Raw genomic sequence first — 16,790 nt, forward strand, 5'->3', positions numbered from 1 at the left:
GGCGCGCCGCTGGACAAGAATTGCTGATGGAGCATGCATGGACGAGTTGACTCTCGGATTGATCGGCGCGGGCGCCGTGGTGGTCGGGGGTGTGGTGGTCTATAACGCGTGGCAGGGCGCGAGAGTGCGCAGGCGCATGCCGCGGCCGATGCCGCAGGAAGTGGCCGAAACGCCGCCGCGCGACAACCTGGAGGAGCAGAGTCCGTTCATCGAGCCGGCCCGAGCGCCAGCTCGGCGCGAACCGTCGCTCGCGGGCGATGCCGAGAAGCGCGTCGAGCCGGGGTTCGGCACAGTGGCGCCGCTCGATACGCCAGCCGACATCCAGGCTGAAAACACGTCGCCGAACGGATTCCCCGATGTGGAAACCGAGGCCGGCCCGCCTGCCGTGGAGCGCGCTGCGCCTGCTGCCGTGCCTGAAGAGGCCGAACGCGTAGAACCGGTCCTGCCTGCCGCGACCACGATTTCGTCTGCGCCGCCTGCGGTCGTCGATCGCCGCATCGATTGCATCGTCCCGATCCGCCTTGCGGCGCCGATGGCTGGCGAGCGCGTGATTCCGTTCGCCCAGCGTCTGCGTCGCGCCGGCAGCAAGCCGGTGCATATCGAAGGCAAGCCTGAGGGCGGCGACAGTTGGGAGCTGCTGCAAAACGGCGTGCGCTATGAAGAGCTGCGCGCCGCCGCCCAGCTTGCCAACCGCAGCGGCCCGCTTAACGAACTGGAGTTTTCGGAGTTCGTGACCGGCGTGCAGCAATTCGCTGACGCACTCGACGCCGCGCCGGAATTCCCGGACATGATGGAAACCGTTTCGATGGCGCGCGAACTCGACGGTTTCGCCGCGCAATGCGACGCGCAGCTCTCGATCAACGTGTTGTCGGACGGCGCACCGTGGTCGGCGAACTACGTCCAGGCCGTGGCCGCGCAAGACGGCCTGCTGCTCTCGCGCGACGGCACGCGGTTCGTGAAGCTCGACGCGAAGCAGAACCCGGTGTTCATGCTGCAGTTCGGCGACACCAACTTCCTGCGCGACGACCTCACGTATAAGGGCGGCCAGATGATCAGCCTGATTCTCGACGTGCCGGTGGCCGACGAGGACATCCTGCCATTCCGTCTCATGTGCGATTACGCGCGCTCGCTCGCGGAGCGCATCGGCGGCCGCGTGGTCGACGATCAGCGCCGTCCGTTGCCGGAATCGGTGCTGCAGTCCATCGACAAGCAGCTCATGACGCTCTACGCGAAGCTCGAACAGGCCGGCATTCCGGCCGGGTCGCCCGCCACCCGGCGGCTCTTCAGCCAATAATTCGAATGTGCGCAGCGCGGCGCCGCAAGCGCGCCGCGCGTTCGTCGCGTCGCTCGTGGTGCGGGCACGCGGCGTGCGACGGCCTGCGCGAGGCGCCACCGTAGAGGCGTCGGATACAACTGCTGGAAAGCTCATGGCGGTCACGCATCGTGCAGGTTGCGAATGCGTTCACGCTCGCATCCCGGGTAACCCGTTGTCAACGCAGCGGGCCGAACGTTCGCCGTTCGGCCAGGGGCGCGCGGGCAGTGCGTGAGCGATGCGCGCGCGGTGTTCGGCCATGGCCGTTTGGCCGATCCCACACGGGCCGCTTCCTGCGATAATCTGTCTCCTAAATCCACTCGTGAAGCTGCTCCAGCATGGCCCGAACGCCCGCCCGTCATCCCGATGAACCGTCTGCGTCGCAACGTGCGGCGTGGTTGCGCGCCGAACTCGAGCGTGCGAATCACGCGTATCACGTCCTCGACCAGCCGGAGCTGCCCGACGCGGAATACGACCGGTTGTTCAAGGAACTTCAGCAGATCGAATCCGGTCATCCCGAACTCGTTACGCCCGATTCCCCCACGCAGCGCGTGGGCGGCGAGGTTGCGACCGGGTTCGAATCCGTCGTCCACGACGTGCCGATGCTCTCGCTCAACAATGGCTTCGAGGATGAGGACATCGTCGCATTCGACAAGCGCGTGGGCGACGCGCTCGACAAGTCCGAAGTGGAATACGCGTGCGAACTGAAGTTCGACGGGCTCGCTATTTCCCTGCGATACGTGGACGGCCTGTTCGTTCAGGCTTCCACGCGCGGCGATGGATCGACCGGAGAGAACGTCACTGAAAACGTTCGCACGATCCGCTCACTGCCGTTGCGTCTTAAGGGCGAGCGGGTGCCGAAAGTGCTCGATGTGCGCGGTGAAGTGCTGATGTTCCGCCGCGACTTCGAGCGCATGAACGAGCGCCAGCGCGACGCCGGCCAGAAAGAATTTGCCAACCCTCGCAACGCGGCGGCGGGCAGCCTGCGCCAGCTCGATTCGAAGATCACCGCGCAGCGGCCGCTGTCGTTCTTCGCCTACGGCATTGGTTCGCTCGAAGGCGAGCCGATGCCGGCCACGCACAGCGAACTGCTCGACTGGTATGCGGAACTCGGCCTGCCGGTGAACGGCGAACGTGCCGTCGTGACCGGCGCGCAGGGCCTGCTCGCGTTTTTCCGTGCGGTCGGCGAAAAGCGCGACAACCTTCCGTACGACATCGACGGTGTGGTGTACAAGGTCAACCGGCGCGACGAGCAGGACGCGCTCGGCTTTGTTTCGCGTGCGCCGCGCTTCGCGCTCGCCCACAAATTTCCGGCTCAGGAAGCGCTCACGAAACTGCTAGCCATCGATGTCCAGGTGGGACGCACGGGTGCCATTACGCCGGTTGCACGCCTCGAACCCGTGTTCGTCGGCGGCGCGACGGTAACGAATGCCACGCTTCACAATGAAGACGAAGTGCGGCGCAAGGACATCCGCATCGGCGACACGGTGATTGTGCGCCGCGCAGGCGACGTGATTCCCGAAGTGGTGGGCGCGCTACTCGATCGCCGTCCCGCCGACGCTCGCGAATTCGTGATGCCTACGCATTGCCCCGTCTGCGGATCGGGCATCGAGCGGCTGCCCGACGAGGCCATCGCACGCTGCACGGGCGGCCTGTTCTGCCCGGCGCAGCGCAAGCAGGCGCTCTGGCATTTTGCGCAGCGGCGCGCGCTCGATATCGACGGCCTCGGCGAAAAGATCATCGACCAGCTCGTCGACCAGAACCTGGTGCGCACGCCCGCAGACCTTTTCAACCTCGGCTTCGGCACGCTGGCGGCGCTCGACCGCATGGCCGACAAGTCGGCACAGAATCTGCTGGATTCGCTCGAGAAGGCCAAATCCACGACGCTCGCGCGCTTCATTTATGCGCTCGGTATCCGGCATGTCGGCGAATCCACGGCGAAGGATCTCGCGAAACACTTCGGTTCGCTCGATCCGTTGATGCGCGCCTCCGTCGAGGAATTGCTCGAAGTGAACGACGTGGGTCCGATCGTCGCCGAAGCGCTGCACCAGTTTTTTGCCGAGGAACACAACCGCACGGTCATCGAGCAACTGCGGGCGCCGGGCAAGGTCGCATGGCAGGAAGGCCCGCCTGCGCCGAAGGCGCCGCAGGGCGTGCTGGCCGGTAAAACTGTCGTGCTGACCGGCACGTTGCCGACGCTCACGCGCGACGCAGCAAAGGAAATGCTCGAAGCGGCCGGTGCGAAAGTGGCAGGCTCGGTTTCGAAGAAGACCGATTATGTGGTGGCAGGCGCCGACGCGGGCAGCAAGCTCGCGAAAGCCGAGGAACTCGGCGTGCCGGTGCTGGACGAAGAAGGGTTGCACAAGCTCCTGGAGGGGTCCTCGACATGATTCGCGAAATTCTCAGGATGGGCGATCCGCGGCTGCTCAGCATCGCAAAGCCGGTCGATCATTTCGACACACCCGAGTTGCACACGCTCGTCGCCGACATGTTCGACACGATGCACGCTGCGAATGGCGCGGGTCTTGCCGCGCCGCAGATCGGCGTGGATCTGCAGGTCGTGATCTTCGGCTTCGAGCAAAACGAGCGCTATCCCGAGGCGCCCGCCGTGCCGCAAACGGTGCTTATCAATCCCGTCATTCATCCTCTGTCGCATGACATGGAAGAGGGATGGGAAGGATGTCTGTCGGTACCGGGCATGCGCGGCGTGGTGAGCCGATATTCGATGATCCGCTACAACGGCTTCGATCAGTTCGGCACGCCGATCGAGCGCGTCGCCGAGGGCTTCCACGCCCGCGTGGTCCAGCACGAATGCGATCACCTGATCGGCAAGCTCTATCCGATGCGGATCACGGACTTCTCGAAGTTCGGCTATACCGACGTGCTGTTTCCCGATCTCGACCCGGTCGCCGACGATTAAGTCGATCAAGTAAAAACGGGAGCCGTTGGCTCCCGTTTTGGTTTGCACGAGCCTCCCCGCATGAGGGAGGGTTCGGCGCAAATCAGATCAAATCAGATCAACTCAGAACGATTCGTCGGGTGTCAGATAGCGCCACTGGCCTTGCGGCAGCGCGCCCAGCAGCACACGGCCCATGCGCACGCGCTTGAGCCCCACCACCTTCAGTCCGACCAGCTCGCACATGCGGCGGATCTGCCGCTTCTTTCCTTCGCGCAGCACGAAACGCAACTGCTCGCCGTTCTGCCAGCTCACCATCGCGGGCTTGAGCGGCACGTCGTCCAGTAACAGGCCGTGGCGCAGTTTCGCGAGAAGCTCGGCGGGAAAATGCTGTTCGATGTCGGTCTCGATGTCGTCGTAGGTCACGCGCACGAGATATTCCTTGTCGATGTCCGACTGCTCGCCGATCAGCTGCTTTGCCACGCGCCCATCCTGGGTCAGCACGAGCAGACCGGTCGAGTCGATATCGAGGCGGCCCGCCGGTGCAAGCGTGCGCAGATGCAGCGGCGAAAAGCGTACGCCCGAGCGATCGCCATCCCACTGGTTGGCTGCCGTGACGAGCGTGGCAGCGGGCGGATAGCCGTCCTCGGCCTGGCCCGAGACGTAGCCCACCGGCTTGTGCAGCAGGATCGTCACCTGGCGGGCTTGCGCAGCGCGTGCCGCCGGATCGATCTCGATGCGCTGGTCGGGTGTGACCTTCGTGCCCAGTGTGTCGATACGCTCGCCGTCGACGAGAACCCAGCCCTTCTCGATCCACTCGTCCGCCTCGCGGCGCGAGCACAGACCGAGTTCCGACATGCGCTTCGACAGGCGCAGGGAGCCGGCTGCGTCGGTCCCGGTGTGGGTCGCGCGGTGCGGTGCACCCTCAGCCGATTCAACGGGCGCGCTGCGCGGAGCGCGGTCGTCCGGTTTAACGCGTGTCGCGAACTTGCGCGCGGGGGCGTCGTCGCGATAACCCGAGGCGGCTTTTACCGGGCGCGTGAAGCTGCGCTCTTCGCGCGCGGGGCGCTCGGAGTTCGTGCGGCGCGCGCCTTCGTCGCGGGGGCGGCGGCCTTCTGCCGACGAGCCGTATTCGCGGCGCGGTGCGGCGCCCGGAGCTTTGCGGTCGCCGAATTTGCGATCGCGGTCGCCGAAGCCTTCGCTTCGCGGGCGAGCGGGACGGCGTTCGTCACCAGCGCCTTCACCGCGCGGACGAGCGGGACGGCGATCATCACCGAATCCCTCGCTGCGCGCTCGCGCCGGGCGGCGATCATCACTGAAACCTTCGCCCCGTGGACGCGCTGGACGGCGGTCATCACCGAAGCCTTCGCCGCGCGGACGAGCCGGACGACGGTCATCACCAAAACCTTCGCCACGCGGACGCGCCGGACGGCGGTCATCACTGAAGCCTTCACCGCGCGGACGAGCCGGGCGGCGATCATCACTGAAGCCTTCACCGCGCGGACGAGCGGGGCGGCGATCATCACCAAAGCCCTCGCTGCGCGGACGAGCCGGACGACGATCATCACCGAAGCCTTCACCGCGCGCACGGGCCGGACGACGATCATCACCAAAACCTTCACCGCGCGGACGAGCCGGACGGCGATCATCACCAAAACCTTCACCACGCGCACGAGCCGGGCGGCGATCATCACCAAAGCCTTCGCCACGCGGACGCGCCGGACGGCGTTCGTCACCAAAGCCTTCGCCACGCGGCCGCGACGGACGGCGATCATCACCAAAGCCTTCACCGCGCGGGCGCGCCGGACGTTCTCCCGGCGCCGTTCGTACGGGCCGCTTCGCCGTATCGCGATCGCGCGGCGCGGCCGCTTTGGCGCCGCTACGTTCGGTCGTGCGGCCCTCGCCGCGCGCGCCCGCGGGCTTCGCCGGTGTCTTCGCGGCGGGCGCCGCGCTTGTGGCCGGGCGTACCGGCTTGCGTGCGGTCGCGCTGCCGCGGCGGACGGGGGCGCGTTCGGGCGTGGCCGGGCGCGGGTGCCGCGCTGTGAGTCGAATTCTGGTGGACATGGTTATTTACACTGCTATTGCGCGCAGCAATTCGGTCTCGACGCGGATCTGCAGGCGGTTATCGGAGAGAACCGTGCCGTCGAGCAGAAACACGTCTTCGACGCGTTCGCCGAGCGTATTGATCCGTGCCGCGTGGACGCCGACCCTGTGTTCGGCCAGCACGCGCGCGATGGAATAAAGAAGGCCCGGCCGGTCGTTCGCCGACACGGACAGGATGTAGTACTGGCCGCGCTCGTCGGCTCGCAGATCGACGCGCGGCGTCACCGGAAACGTGCGCGAGAGCCGTGACAGACGGCCTTTGCCCGGCTCGGGCAGCGGGCCGCCGGCAGCGGTCAGCCGCGCCGCGAGTTCCAGTTCGACGAGGTTCGCGATGTCGCGGTAGTGCACGTCGCCTTCGGTATGGGCGACGATGAAATTATCGAGCGCGTAGCCGTGGCGCGTCGTGCTCACGCGCGCGTCGAGCACGGACAGGCCGCTGCGATCGAAGTAGGCGCACATCGTCGCGAAGAGGTCGGGGCGGTCCTTCGCGTAGACGAGCACCTGCAGCGCCTCGCCGATCGGCGAGGGCCGCGCGCGCACGACGGGCGCAGGCGCTTCGACGTGGCGATAGAGCACGCGCGTCTGCCAGGCGATATCGGCGGCGTCGTGGCGCAGGAAGTAGCCTACGTCCAGCTCCTTCCAGAGCGCGCAGTGCGCGTTCTCCGGCACGGTTTCGAGGCGCAGCAGCGCGATGGCTTCCTCCTGGCGCTTCTTCAGCTTGGAGTGCATATCGGGGCGCGCGCCGCCGAGCACGGCGAGGGTCGCGCGATAGAGGTCCTCGAGCAGCTTGCCTTTCCAGGCGTTCCACACCTTCGGGCTCGTGCCTCGGATATCGGCGACCGTCAGCAGGTAGAGCGCGGTCAGGTGCCGCTCGGTGCCGACCAGATCGGCGAAGCGCTTGATGACCTCGGGGTCGCTCGTGTCCTGCTTCTGCGCGACCTGGCTCATCGTGAGGTGATGCTGGACGAGCCAGACGACCAGCGCGGTATCGTCGGCTTCGATGCCGTGCTCGCGGCAGAAGCGGCGCGCATCGGCCATGCCGAGCGTCGAGTGATCGCCGCCGCGGCCCTTCGCGATGTCGTGAAAGAGCGCCGCGACGTACAGCGTCCAGGGCCGCTCGAAGTTGGCGATCAACTGGCTGCAGAACGGGTATTCATGCGCATGCTCGACGACGGCAAAGCGGCGGATGTTGCGCAGCACCATCAGGATGTGCTGGTCGACCGTGTACATGTGGTAGAGGTCGTGCTGCATCTGGCCGACGATGCGCCGGAAATTCAGCAGATAGCGTCCGAGCACGCTCGTCTGGTTCATGAGCCGCATGGCGTGGGTGATGCCGCTCGGCTGCATCAGGATTTCCATGAAGAGCCGGCGATTCTCGGGATCGCGCCGCCAGTGCTGGTTCATCGTCTCGCGCGCGTTGTAAAGCGCGCGCAGCGTGCGCGCCGAAAGGCCCTTCAAACCCGCCACCTGCTCGTACAGCAGAAAGGCTTCGAGGATCGCGTGCGGCTCGCGCTCGAACACGTCGTCGCTCGCGATCTCGATCATGCCCTGCTTTTCGACGAAGTTATCCGAGAGCACGCGCGTGATGCCGCTGGTGCTCGGGAAGAGTTGCGCCTCGATGTTCTGGATCAGGATCGTCGCGAGCTGCGTGACCGCCTTTGCGGCCCAGTAGTAGCGGCGCATGAGCAGTTCGCTCGCGCGGCGCGTGGCGCTCGCCGCGTACCCGAAGCTTTCCGCGACGCCGGTCTGCAGGTCGAATACGAGGATGTCCTGGCGGCGCCCTGCAATCACATGCAGGCGTGCGCGCAGCGTCTTCAGGAATGCCTCGTTGCGGCGCAGCTCGCGCGCTTCGCGGCCGGTAATCAGTCCGCGCTGGTCGAGTTCGCGCCAGCTGCTGCCGAACGCCGCGGCTTCGGTGATCCACAGGATCAACTGCAGATCGCGCAGGCCGCCGGGGCTTTCCTTCACGTTCGGTTCGAGCGAGTAGGGCGTGTCCTGGAATTTGGCGTGACGCTGGCGCATTTCCAGCACCTTCGCCTGGAAGAAGGCACGCGGGTCCATCGCGTCGCGATAGCGCTGCGCGAAGTCGCCGAACAGCGTCGCGCTGCCGGTGATGCGGCGGGCTTCGAGCAGCGACGTGCGCACCGTGATGTCGTGCGCGGATTCATCGAGGCACTGCGACACGCTGCGCACGCTACTGCCGATTTCGAGCCCGAGATCCCACGCGAGCCCGATGAAGCGCTCGATACGCGCTTCGAGCGGCGCGAGCGGCGCGTCGTCGGGCAACAGCACGAGGATGTCGACATCGGAATAAGGCGCGAGCTCGCCGCGCCCAAACCCGCCGACCGCGACGAGCGTGAGCGACGCGGGCAGATCGCAAGCGTTCCAGGCCTGGCGCAGCGTCTCGTCGGTGGTGCGGGCGAGTGCGCGCATCAGCGTGTCGACATTGGTCGCGGTGCGGAAACGCTCCAGCAACTGGGCCTTGGCGGCCTTGTAGTCGGATTTCAGCGACGACGTATCGGGGACGGCGGCGGCGGGAACGCTCATGGGCTCGGGTTGTACGTGCGCGGGTTGGGTTGCGGCCGGCCGGAACTGCGCCGCGGCCGGATCTGCCGGTGAGCCGCCCGGAACGGACGGTGTCGCTGCCGCGCGCCCTCTCCGGCGGGGCGGGCGTGCGCAATCGCGCTGCGATGACTGCCGACGACTGCTGATAACTACGTTCGATCGATGCAGCGCGCCCGACTTTTCAGAATTGTCTCGCGATTTTCAGGATTGTCTCGCGACTAGCGGTTCTGCGCCAGGTGGCACACGGCCGCCGCCAGCGAGTCGGCCAAGTGCGCGCGCGGTTGCGCGGGTGGCTGCGCAGGTCGCTGGACGGCGCCCGCGAGCGGCGCGCGCCGCTCGCCTGTCCGGCGCTTCAGGCAGCCGTGCCCGCGGCCTGAGCGACGATCGCCGGTTTGGCCGGCGTGCCCGCCGAGACCGTGAGGACCTCGTAGCCGGTCTCGGTGACGAGCACCGTATGCTCCCATTGCGCGGAGAGACTGCGATCCTTCGTTTTGACGGTCCACTGGTCCGGCATGGTGCGGATCTCGCGGCGGCCGGCGTTGATCATCGGTTCGACCGTGAAGATCATGCCGGGCACGAGTTCGATGCCCGTGCCGGGGCGCCCGTAGTGCAGCACTTGCGGGTCGTCGTGGAAAACCGTGCCGATGCCGTGGCCGCAGTATTCGCGCACGACGCTGTAGCCTTGCGCCTCGGCGTAGCGCTGGATGGCGTGGCCGATGTCGCCGAGATGGGCGCCCGGGCGCACCTGGTCGATGCCGAGCCACATGCATTCATAGGTCGTCTGGACAAGGCGCTTCACGAGGATCGAACCCTCGCCGACGATGAACATGCGGCTCGTGTCGCCGAAATAGCCTTCCTTGATGACCGTGACGTCGATATTGAGCGCGTCGCCGTTCTTCAGCGTTTTTTCGCCCGGAATACCGTGACAGATCACGTCGTTGACCGAGATGCAGGTGGCTTTCGGATACGGCGGGTAGCCTGGCGGCTGGTAGTTGAGCGGCGCCGGCACCGTGCCTTGCACATTGGTCATGTATTCATGGCACAGGCGGTCGAGTTCGCCGGTCGTTACGCCCGCGACGATGTAGGGCGTGATGTAATCGAGCACCTCGCTCGCCAGCTTGCCGGCGACGCGCATTTGCGCGATGTCGTGTTCATTCTTGATCGATATGGCCATGATGGGCGCCCGGAAATGCTGTCGAATATCAAATTATCGCACCTTATCCTACGCGTCGCTGTCTTTTGAAAGGCAGGGCGGCAGACGCACCTGCTGGCGGCGGCGCAGGTTTGCGAGGGTAATAGCTGGCTTGAGTGAGCCGACCCGCGCGTGCTATACTCAACGGCTAAGTCGCTCGCTCTATTTCTTCGAAATATGCAAGGAATGCCGCGTGGCTTAGAAGAGAAGCAGCAAAGAAGCAAGCAGGAGCCCGCTGCTGTCGCGGGCGCGATACCGGAAGCGGGATGATTTTCCGGTGACGACAGCATATTCGCGAGCCGGCGCATCCAGGGTGCCGTTTGCGTTTCGATCTTTTTGCTACGAGTTGCATGAATTGCAACAATTCACGGCGAAAAGACGGCGCATCCGGTGCGGCAGCCGGCTTCAGACCCAAACCCTAGCGGAGAATTTCTCATGGCAGTTACCATGCGCCAAATGCTGGAAGCCGGTGTCCACTTCGGTCACCAGACGCGCTTCTGGAACCCGAAGATGGCCCCCTTCATTTTCGGCCATCGCAACAAGATTCACATCATCAACCTCGAAAAGACGCTGCCGATGTACAACGACGCGCTGAAGTACGTGCGTCAACTGGCATCGAATCGCGGCACGATCCTGTTCGTCGGCACGAAGCGTCAATCGCGCGACACGATCTCCGAGGAAGCACTGCGCGCTGGCATGCCGTACGTCAACGCACGCTGGCTCGGCGGCATGCTGACCAACTTCAAGACGCTGAAGGTTTCGATCAAGCGCCTGAAGGACATGGAAGCGGCCGTGGAAGCAGGCGATCTCGAGAAGATGAGCAAGAAGGAAGCGCTGCTGTTCGAACGTGAAATCGCCAAGCTGCAGAAGTCGATCGGCGGCGTGAAGGATATGGGCGGCATTCCGGACGCAATTTTCGTCGTCGACGTCGGCTACCACAAGATTGCCGTGACGGAAGCCAACAAGCTCGGCATCCCCGTCATCGCCGTGGTCGATACGAACCACTCGCCGGAAGGCGTGGATTACGTGATCCCGGGTAACGACGACGCGAGCAAGGCCGTCGCGCTGTACACGCAAGGCGTGGCCGACGCGATCCTCGAAGGCCGTGCGAACGCTGTCAACGACGTGGTTGCCGCAGCGCGCGGCGATGACGGCGACGACGAGTTCGTCGAGGTCAATTCGGAGGCGTAAGCTGCCCCGTGTCCGGCAAGAAAAGGGGGCTTTCCATAGGCCCCTTTTTTTTAAGCCGTGACTTTCGCTGCCGTGCCACATGCGCGGCACCGTGAGACTGTAAAAATCATGTTTCGCGGAAAACGAATTCCTGCTGGCCGCATCGAAAGTGCGGCCGGTGTGTACCAGACAGACTCAAGGAGCGAATGATGGCGGCAATTACCGCAAGCATGGTGGCTGAACTGCGCGCGAAGACCGACGCGCCGATGATGGAATGCAAGAAGGCGCTGACGGAAGCCGACGGCGACATGGCGCGCGCCGAAGAGCTGCTGCGCGTGAAGCTCGGCAACAAGGCGAGCAAGGCGGCTTCGCGTATCACGGCTGAAGGCGTGATCGCATCGTATGTCGGCAACGGCGCGGGCGCCGTGGTCGAGCTGAACTGCGAAACCGACTTCGTCGCGAAGAACGACGACTTCAACGCATTCGCGAAGACGGTGGCCGAGCTGGTCGCCACGCAAAACCCCGCTGACGTCGCAGCCCTGTCGGCGCTGCCGCTCGAAGGCTCGACCGTCGACGCCGTGCGTCTCGCGCTCGTCGGCAAGATCGGCGAGAACCTCTCGATCCGCCGTTTCGCACGCTTCGCAACCTCGAACAAGCTGGCCTCGTACCTGCACGGCACGCGCATCGGCGTGCTGGTCGAGTACACGGGCGCCGAAGAGCAGGTCGGCAAGGACGTGGCAATGCACATCGCCGCGATGAAGCCGGTCTCGCTGTCGTCGGACGACGTGCCGGCCGACCTGATCGCCAAGGAGCGCAGCATCGCCGAACAGAAGGCTGCCGAATCGGGCAAGCCGGCCGAAATCATCTCGAAGATGGTCGAAGGCTCGGTGCAGAAGTTCCTGAAGGAAGTCTCGCTGCTGAACCAGCCGTTCGTGAAGAACGACAAGCAGACGATCGAGCAGATGCTGAAGGCCGCCGGCACGACGGTTCATCAGTTCGCGCTGTTCGTGGTCGGCGAGGGCATCGAAAAGCGTCAGGACGACTTCGCCGCCGAAGTGGCCGCGCAAGTCGCTGCTGCGAAGCAGCAATAAGGTTCACGCGCGTACAGCAACAGCAGTACCCGCAGTACCGTAGCACCCGCGGCGGAGCAATCCGCCGCGGCGGGCAGCGCAGCGGCGCCCGTGCGGCCGGCCCCCGGCGGCGCCAGGTGGCACGACTGGCGCGCAGCGGCTTAGGTTCGTCGATTCCGGCCGCGCTTGCCCGAAGTTGTATTTCACCCCTACAGTTTCAAGTTATTGCCTTTCCGCGCGATCTGGATACCTCATGCCCACACCCGCCTATAAACGCGTCCTGCTCAAACTTTCCGGCGAAGCCCTGATGGGCGATGATGCCTTTGGCATCAATCGCGCCACGATCGAACGTATGGTGGCGGACGTGGCCGAGGTGGTGCGGCTCGGCACGCAGCTCGCGGTCGTGATCGGCGGCGGCAACATTTTCCGCGGCGTCGCGGGCGGTGCAGCCGGTATGGACCGCGCAACGGCCGACTACATGGGCATGCTCGCGACGATGATGAACGCGCTCGCCCTGCAGGATGCAATGCGCCACGCGGGCATCGAAGCGCGCGTGCAGTCGGCGCTGCGCATGGATCAGGTGGTCGAACCGTACATCCGCCCGCGCGCCATTCGCCAGCTCGAAGAGGGCAAGGTCGTGATTTTCGCGGCCGGCACGGGCAACCCGTTCTTCACGACCGACACGGCCGCCGCACTGCGCGGCTCGGAAGTCGGCGCGGAAGTCGTGCTGAAGGCAACGAAGGTCGACGGCGTCTACTCGGCGGACCCGAAGAAGGATCCGACGGCCACGCGTTATGCGACGATCAGCTTCGACGAGGCGATCGGCCGGAACCTGCAGGTCATGGACGCGACGGCGTTCGCGCTGTGCCGCGACCAGAAGCTGCCGATCCGCGTTTTTTCGATCGTCAAGCCGGGCGCGCTCAAGCGCATCGTTCAGGGCGAAGACGAGGGCACGCTCGTCCACGTGTAAACTCTCGTCATCCGAGAGGCTCGATTGCGGGCCGCGTCCCCTCGCGAAGTGGCGGGCGCCGGGCGGTCCGTACCGTTAAAGGTTGGGAGGTTTCAAAATGGCTGTGGCTGACATCAAGAAGGGCGCGGAGCAAAAAATGCAGCGCTCGATCGAAGCATTCAAGAGCGATCTCGCGAAGATCCGCACTGGCCGGGCGCATACCGGTCTGCTCGATCACATCCAGGTCGATTACTACGGCTCGCCCGTGCCGATCTCGCAGGTCGCGAACCTGACGCTCGTCGACGCGCGCACGATCGGCGTGCAGCCGTGGGAAAAGAAGATGGTGCAGGTCGTCGAAAAGGCGATCCGCGAGTCGGACCTGGGTTTGAACCCGGCCACGCACGGCGATCTGATCCGCGTGCCGATGCCCGCGCTGACCGAAGAGCGCCGCAAGGAACTCACGAAGGTCGTCAAGAGCGAAGGCGAGACGGCGAAGGTCGCCGTGCGCAACCTGCGCCGCGATGCCAACGAGCAACTGAAGAAGCTCGTGAAGGACAAGGAAATTTCGGAAGACGACGAGCGCCGCGCAAGCGACGAGGTCCAGAAGTTGACGGATCGCTTCGTGGCCGAGATCGACAAGCTCGTCCAGACCAAGGAAGCCGAAATCCTGACGGTCTGAGGCCGCCAGGCGCTCAGTCCCGACCGGGTTTCTCTTCTTTATCGCAGTAATAGTCCGACGGCCATGACCTATACCAGCTCAACCGTTCGCGTGCCCGACGTGGCGGCCGTGCCGCGCCACATCGCGATCATCATGGACGGCAATGGCCGTTGGGCAACGCAGCGCCGCCTGCCGCGCGTGGCGGGCCATACGCGTGGCGTCGACGCCGTGCGTTCGGCCGTCGAAGCGTGCGTCGAACGCGGCGTCGAATATCTGACGTTGTTCGCGTTCAGTTCCGAGAACTGGCGACGCCCGACCGAGGAAGTGTCGTTCCTGATGCGCCTCTTCATCACCGCGCTCGAGCGCGAGGTGGGCCGTCTGCACGCGAACGGGATCCGTCTGCGCGTGATCGGCGACCTGTCGATGTTCAACGAGCGCATCCAGGATCTGATTCGCCGCGCCGAAACCAAGACCGCGCGCAACACGCGTCTTACGCTGACGATCGCGGCGAACTACGGCGGGCGCTGGGACATCATGCAGGCCACCCGCAAGCTCGTGGAAGAGGCCGCGAAGAGCGGCGTGGCGGTGCCCGTGTCCGAGGACACGCTCGGCCAGCATCTGGCGATGGCCTATGCGCCGGAGCCCGACCTCTTCATCCGCACGGGCGGCGAGCAGCGCGTCAGCAATTTCCTGCTGTGGCAGCTCGCCTACACCGAACTCTATTTCACCGATACCTACTGGCCCGATTTCGACGCCGCCGCGCTTGGCCGCGCGATCGAATCGTACGTCGAACGCGAACGCCGCTTTGGCCGCACGAGCGCCCAGCTCGTCACCCAATCCCAGAACGCCGACTCGCTTTCATGCTAAAGACCCGTGTCATCACGGCGATCGTGCTGCTGGCCATCCTTTTGCCAGTCACGCTGTTCGCGCCGATCTCCGTGTTCGGTGCGCTGATCCGAATCGTGGTCGTGTTCGCGGCGTGGGAGTGGGCGCGCCTGCTCAAGGCCGGGAAGAACGGCTCGATCATCTACGCGGCCATCGCCGGGGCAGTCGTGATACTGAGCGCCCAGCTCGAAGCGCCGCGCCCGCTCTTCCAGGCCGCTGGCGTGTTCTGGATCGTCGCCGGTCCTTACGTGCTGCTGCGCAAGCCGACGCTCGCCGCAGGCGCCTGGCGCGTGTTCCTGCTCGCGTGCGGCCTCGTGATCTTCGCCGCCTGCTGGCACGCGCTCATCGCGGCGCGCACGGCGGGCGTGGCGTTTGTCCTGTCCCTGTTGCTGGTCGTCTGGCTGGCCGATATCGGCGCATACTTTGCTGGTAAGGCGTTCGGCCGCCACAAGCTGGCGCCTTCGATCAGCCCGGGCAAGACATGGGAAGGAGCGGTGGGCGGCTGGGCCGCCGTGATGGCGGTGTCGATCGCCGCGATCGCGTTGCACATCCTCGCGCCGACGCTTTACTCCGCACTGGCCGCCCAGCTGGGTTTCGGCCGTGCACTTTTTGTGCTTACCGTGCTGGTCGCGTTCAGCGTGATCGGCGATCTGTTCGAGTCGATGCTCAAGCGCCAGGCTGGCGTGAAGGATTCGAGCGGTCTCCTGCCGGGCCACGGCGGGGTGCTCGACCGTATCGACGCGCTGCTGCCGGTGCTGCCGCTTGCAATGCTGCTGCTCGGCTAGAGACATGAATATGCAAAAACGACTGACACTGCTCGGCTCCACGGGCTCAATCGGAGACAGCACGCTCGACGTGGTCGCGCGTCATCCGGAACGCTTCTCGGTTTATGCGCTCACGGCGCACCGCAACGGCGACAAGCTCGTCGAACAATGCCTGCGCTTCAAGCCCGAAGTGGCCGTGGTCGGCGACGCGGATACTGCCGCGCGCGTCGAGAAGAAACTGCGCGAAGCGGGCTGCCGCACCGTCGTGGCCCATGGCCCGCAGGCGCTCGTCGACGTCTCGAAGAGCGACGGCTGCGACACGGTTGTGGCCGCAATCGTCGGCGCGGCGGGTCTTGTGCCCACGCTCGCGGCGGCGAAGGCCGGCAAGCGCATCCTGCTCGCGAACAAGGAAGCGCTCGTGATGTCGGGCGACATCTTCATGGACGCGGTGCGCGACAACGGCGCGATCCTGCTGCCGGTCGACAGCGAACACAACGCGATTTTCCAGTGCCTGCCGCGCGAGCGCGAACTGCACGGCGGCGTCACGAAGATCATCCTCACCGCTTCGGGCGGACCGTTTCGTACGCGCGAACCGGCCACGCTCGTCGGCGTGACGCCGGACGAGGCGTGCAAGCATCCGAACTGGTCGATGGGCCGCAAGATCTCGGTCGACTCGGCGACGATGATGAACAAGGGCCTCGAAGTGATCGAGGCGCATTATCTGTTCGAACTGCCTGGCGAGCGCATCGACGTGCTGATCCATCCGCAGAGCGTGATCCATTCGATGGTCTCGTACGCGGACGGTTCGGTGCTCGCGCAACTGGGTAACCCCGACATGCGCACGCCGATCGCGCACGCGCTGGCGTTCCCGGATCGCGTCGATTCGGGCGTCGCGCAACTCGATCTGACGCAGGTCGCCACGCTCACGTTCGAGAAGCCCGACTACGCACGCTTCCCGTGTCTCGCCCTCGCGATGAAGGCGCTGGCCGAAGGCGGCGTGGCGAGCGCGGCGCTCAACGCGGCCAACGAGGTCGCGGTGGAGGCGTTCCTTAACCGCCGCATCGGTTTCATGGCGATCGCGCAGACGGTCGACGCAGTGCTTAACGCGCTCGACAATACGGCCGCGTCGAACCTCGACGTCGTACTTGAAGCGGACGCCGCGGCGCGCCGTGCGGCGCACACCATCATCGACAGCCTGCCGGTGCCGGCCTGAGGCCGCTTTAGGC

At 65.4% G+C, this 16,790-nt stretch carries 14 protein-coding genes; 10 read left to right on the forward strand and 4 right to left on the reverse strand.

The window, feature by feature from the left end:
* The first annotated feature begins 37 nt into the window (after positions 1-37).
* The 3 genes from Q0L30_RS09480 (at position 38) to def (ending at position 4,232) form a co-directional block, all read left to right on the forward strand.
* The gene (locus Q0L30_RS09480) at positions 38-1,294 is read left to right on the forward strand and encodes a cell division protein ZipA C-terminal FtsZ-binding domain-containing protein (RefSeq protein WP_296654317.1); all 1,257 of its coding nucleotides are present in this window, start codon (positions 38-40) and stop codon (positions 1,292-1,294) included.
* Positions 1,295-1,650: 356 nt separating this feature from the next.
* Entirely contained in the window at positions 1,651-3,702 is a 2,052-nt protein-coding gene (ligA, locus tag Q0L30_RS09485) for an NAD-dependent DNA ligase LigA (RefSeq protein ID WP_296654319.1), read from the forward strand.
* The gene (gene def / locus Q0L30_RS09490; protein ID WP_296654321.1) at positions 3,699-4,232 is read left to right on the forward strand and encodes a peptide deformylase; all 534 of its coding nucleotides are present in this window, start codon (positions 3,699-3,701) and stop codon (positions 4,230-4,232) included. Before ligA ends, def begins: the two co-directional genes overlap by 4 nt.
* A gap of 102 nt (positions 4,233-4,334) precedes the next feature.
* Here the strand turns inward: def and Q0L30_RS25785 are convergent, their stop codons facing one another.
* The 4 genes from Q0L30_RS25785 to map form a co-directional block, all read right to left on the reverse strand.
* Positions 4,335-5,084: a pseudouridine synthase gene (locus Q0L30_RS25785; RefSeq protein ID WP_367277801.1), complete on the reverse strand. Its 750-nt coding sequence runs from the start codon at positions 5,082-5,084 to the stop codon at positions 4,335-4,337.
* A gap of 152 nt (positions 5,085-5,236) precedes the next feature.
* Positions 5,237-5,983, reverse strand: coding sequence for a hypothetical protein (locus Q0L30_RS25790; protein ID WP_367277803.1), 747 nt, complete (start codon positions 5,981-5,983; stop codon positions 5,237-5,239).
* 295 nt (positions 5,984-6,278) lie between these two features.
* Positions 6,279-8,858 carry a [protein-PII] uridylyltransferase gene (locus Q0L30_RS09500; protein ID WP_296654324.1) on the reverse strand — a complete coding sequence of 860 codons (2,580 nt, stop codon included), beginning with the start codon at positions 8,856-8,858 and terminating at the stop codon, positions 6,279-6,281.
* A gap of 370 nt (positions 8,859-9,228) precedes the next feature.
* Complete coding sequence (gene map / locus Q0L30_RS09505; protein ID WP_293036900.1) at positions 9,229-10,050, reverse strand: type I methionyl aminopeptidase; 822 nt, start codon at positions 10,048-10,050, stop codon at positions 9,229-9,231.
* 453 nt (positions 10,051-10,503) lie between these two features.
* Between map and rpsB the strand changes: the two genes are divergently transcribed.
* The 7 genes from rpsB to Q0L30_RS09540 all read left to right on the forward strand — a co-directional run bounded on the left by rpsB (position 10,504) and on the right by Q0L30_RS09540 (position 16,777).
* A complete protein-coding gene (gene rpsB, locus Q0L30_RS09510) occupies positions 10,504-11,259 on the forward strand; it encodes a 30S ribosomal protein S2 (protein WP_296654327.1) in 756 nt (251 codons plus the stop codon).
* Between the two features lie 188 nt (positions 11,260-11,447).
* The gene (tsf, locus tag Q0L30_RS09515; protein ID WP_296654328.1) at positions 11,448-12,329 is read left to right on the forward strand and encodes a translation elongation factor Ts; all 882 of its coding nucleotides are present in this window, start codon (positions 11,448-11,450) and stop codon (positions 12,327-12,329) included.
* 232 nt (positions 12,330-12,561) lie between these two features.
* A complete protein-coding gene (pyrH, locus tag Q0L30_RS09520) occupies positions 12,562-13,278 on the forward strand; it encodes a UMP kinase (RefSeq protein WP_296654330.1) in 717 nt (238 codons plus the stop codon).
* Positions 13,279-13,375: 97 nt separating this feature from the next.
* Positions 13,376-13,936 (forward strand): ribosome recycling factor, encoded by a 561-nt coding sequence (gene frr, locus Q0L30_RS09525; protein ID WP_296654332.1) that lies wholly within the window; start codon positions 13,376-13,378, stop codon positions 13,934-13,936.
* A 63-nt stretch (positions 13,937-13,999) separates the two neighbouring features.
* The gene (gene uppS, locus Q0L30_RS09530) at positions 14,000-14,782 is read left to right on the forward strand and encodes a polyprenyl diphosphate synthase (protein WP_296654334.1); all 783 of its coding nucleotides are present in this window, start codon (positions 14,000-14,002) and stop codon (positions 14,780-14,782) included.
* On the forward strand, positions 14,776-15,585 hold the full coding sequence (locus Q0L30_RS09535) for a phosphatidate cytidylyltransferase (protein ID WP_296654336.1): 810 nt from the start codon (positions 14,776-14,778) through the stop codon (positions 15,583-15,585). The genes uppS and Q0L30_RS09535 overlap by 7 nt, the downstream gene beginning before the upstream one ends.
* Before the next feature lie 10 nt (positions 15,586-15,595).
* Positions 15,596-16,777, forward strand: a complete 1,182-nt coding sequence (locus Q0L30_RS09540; protein WP_296654338.1) for a 1-deoxy-D-xylulose-5-phosphate reductoisomerase — start codon at positions 15,596-15,598, stop codon at positions 16,775-16,777.
* Positions 16,778-16,790 lie beyond the last annotated feature (13 nt).

This window comes from Paraburkholderia sp., from assembly GCF_024281035.1.
Taxonomy (GTDB): Bacteria; Pseudomonadota; Gammaproteobacteria; order Burkholderiales; family Burkholderiaceae; genus Paraburkholderia.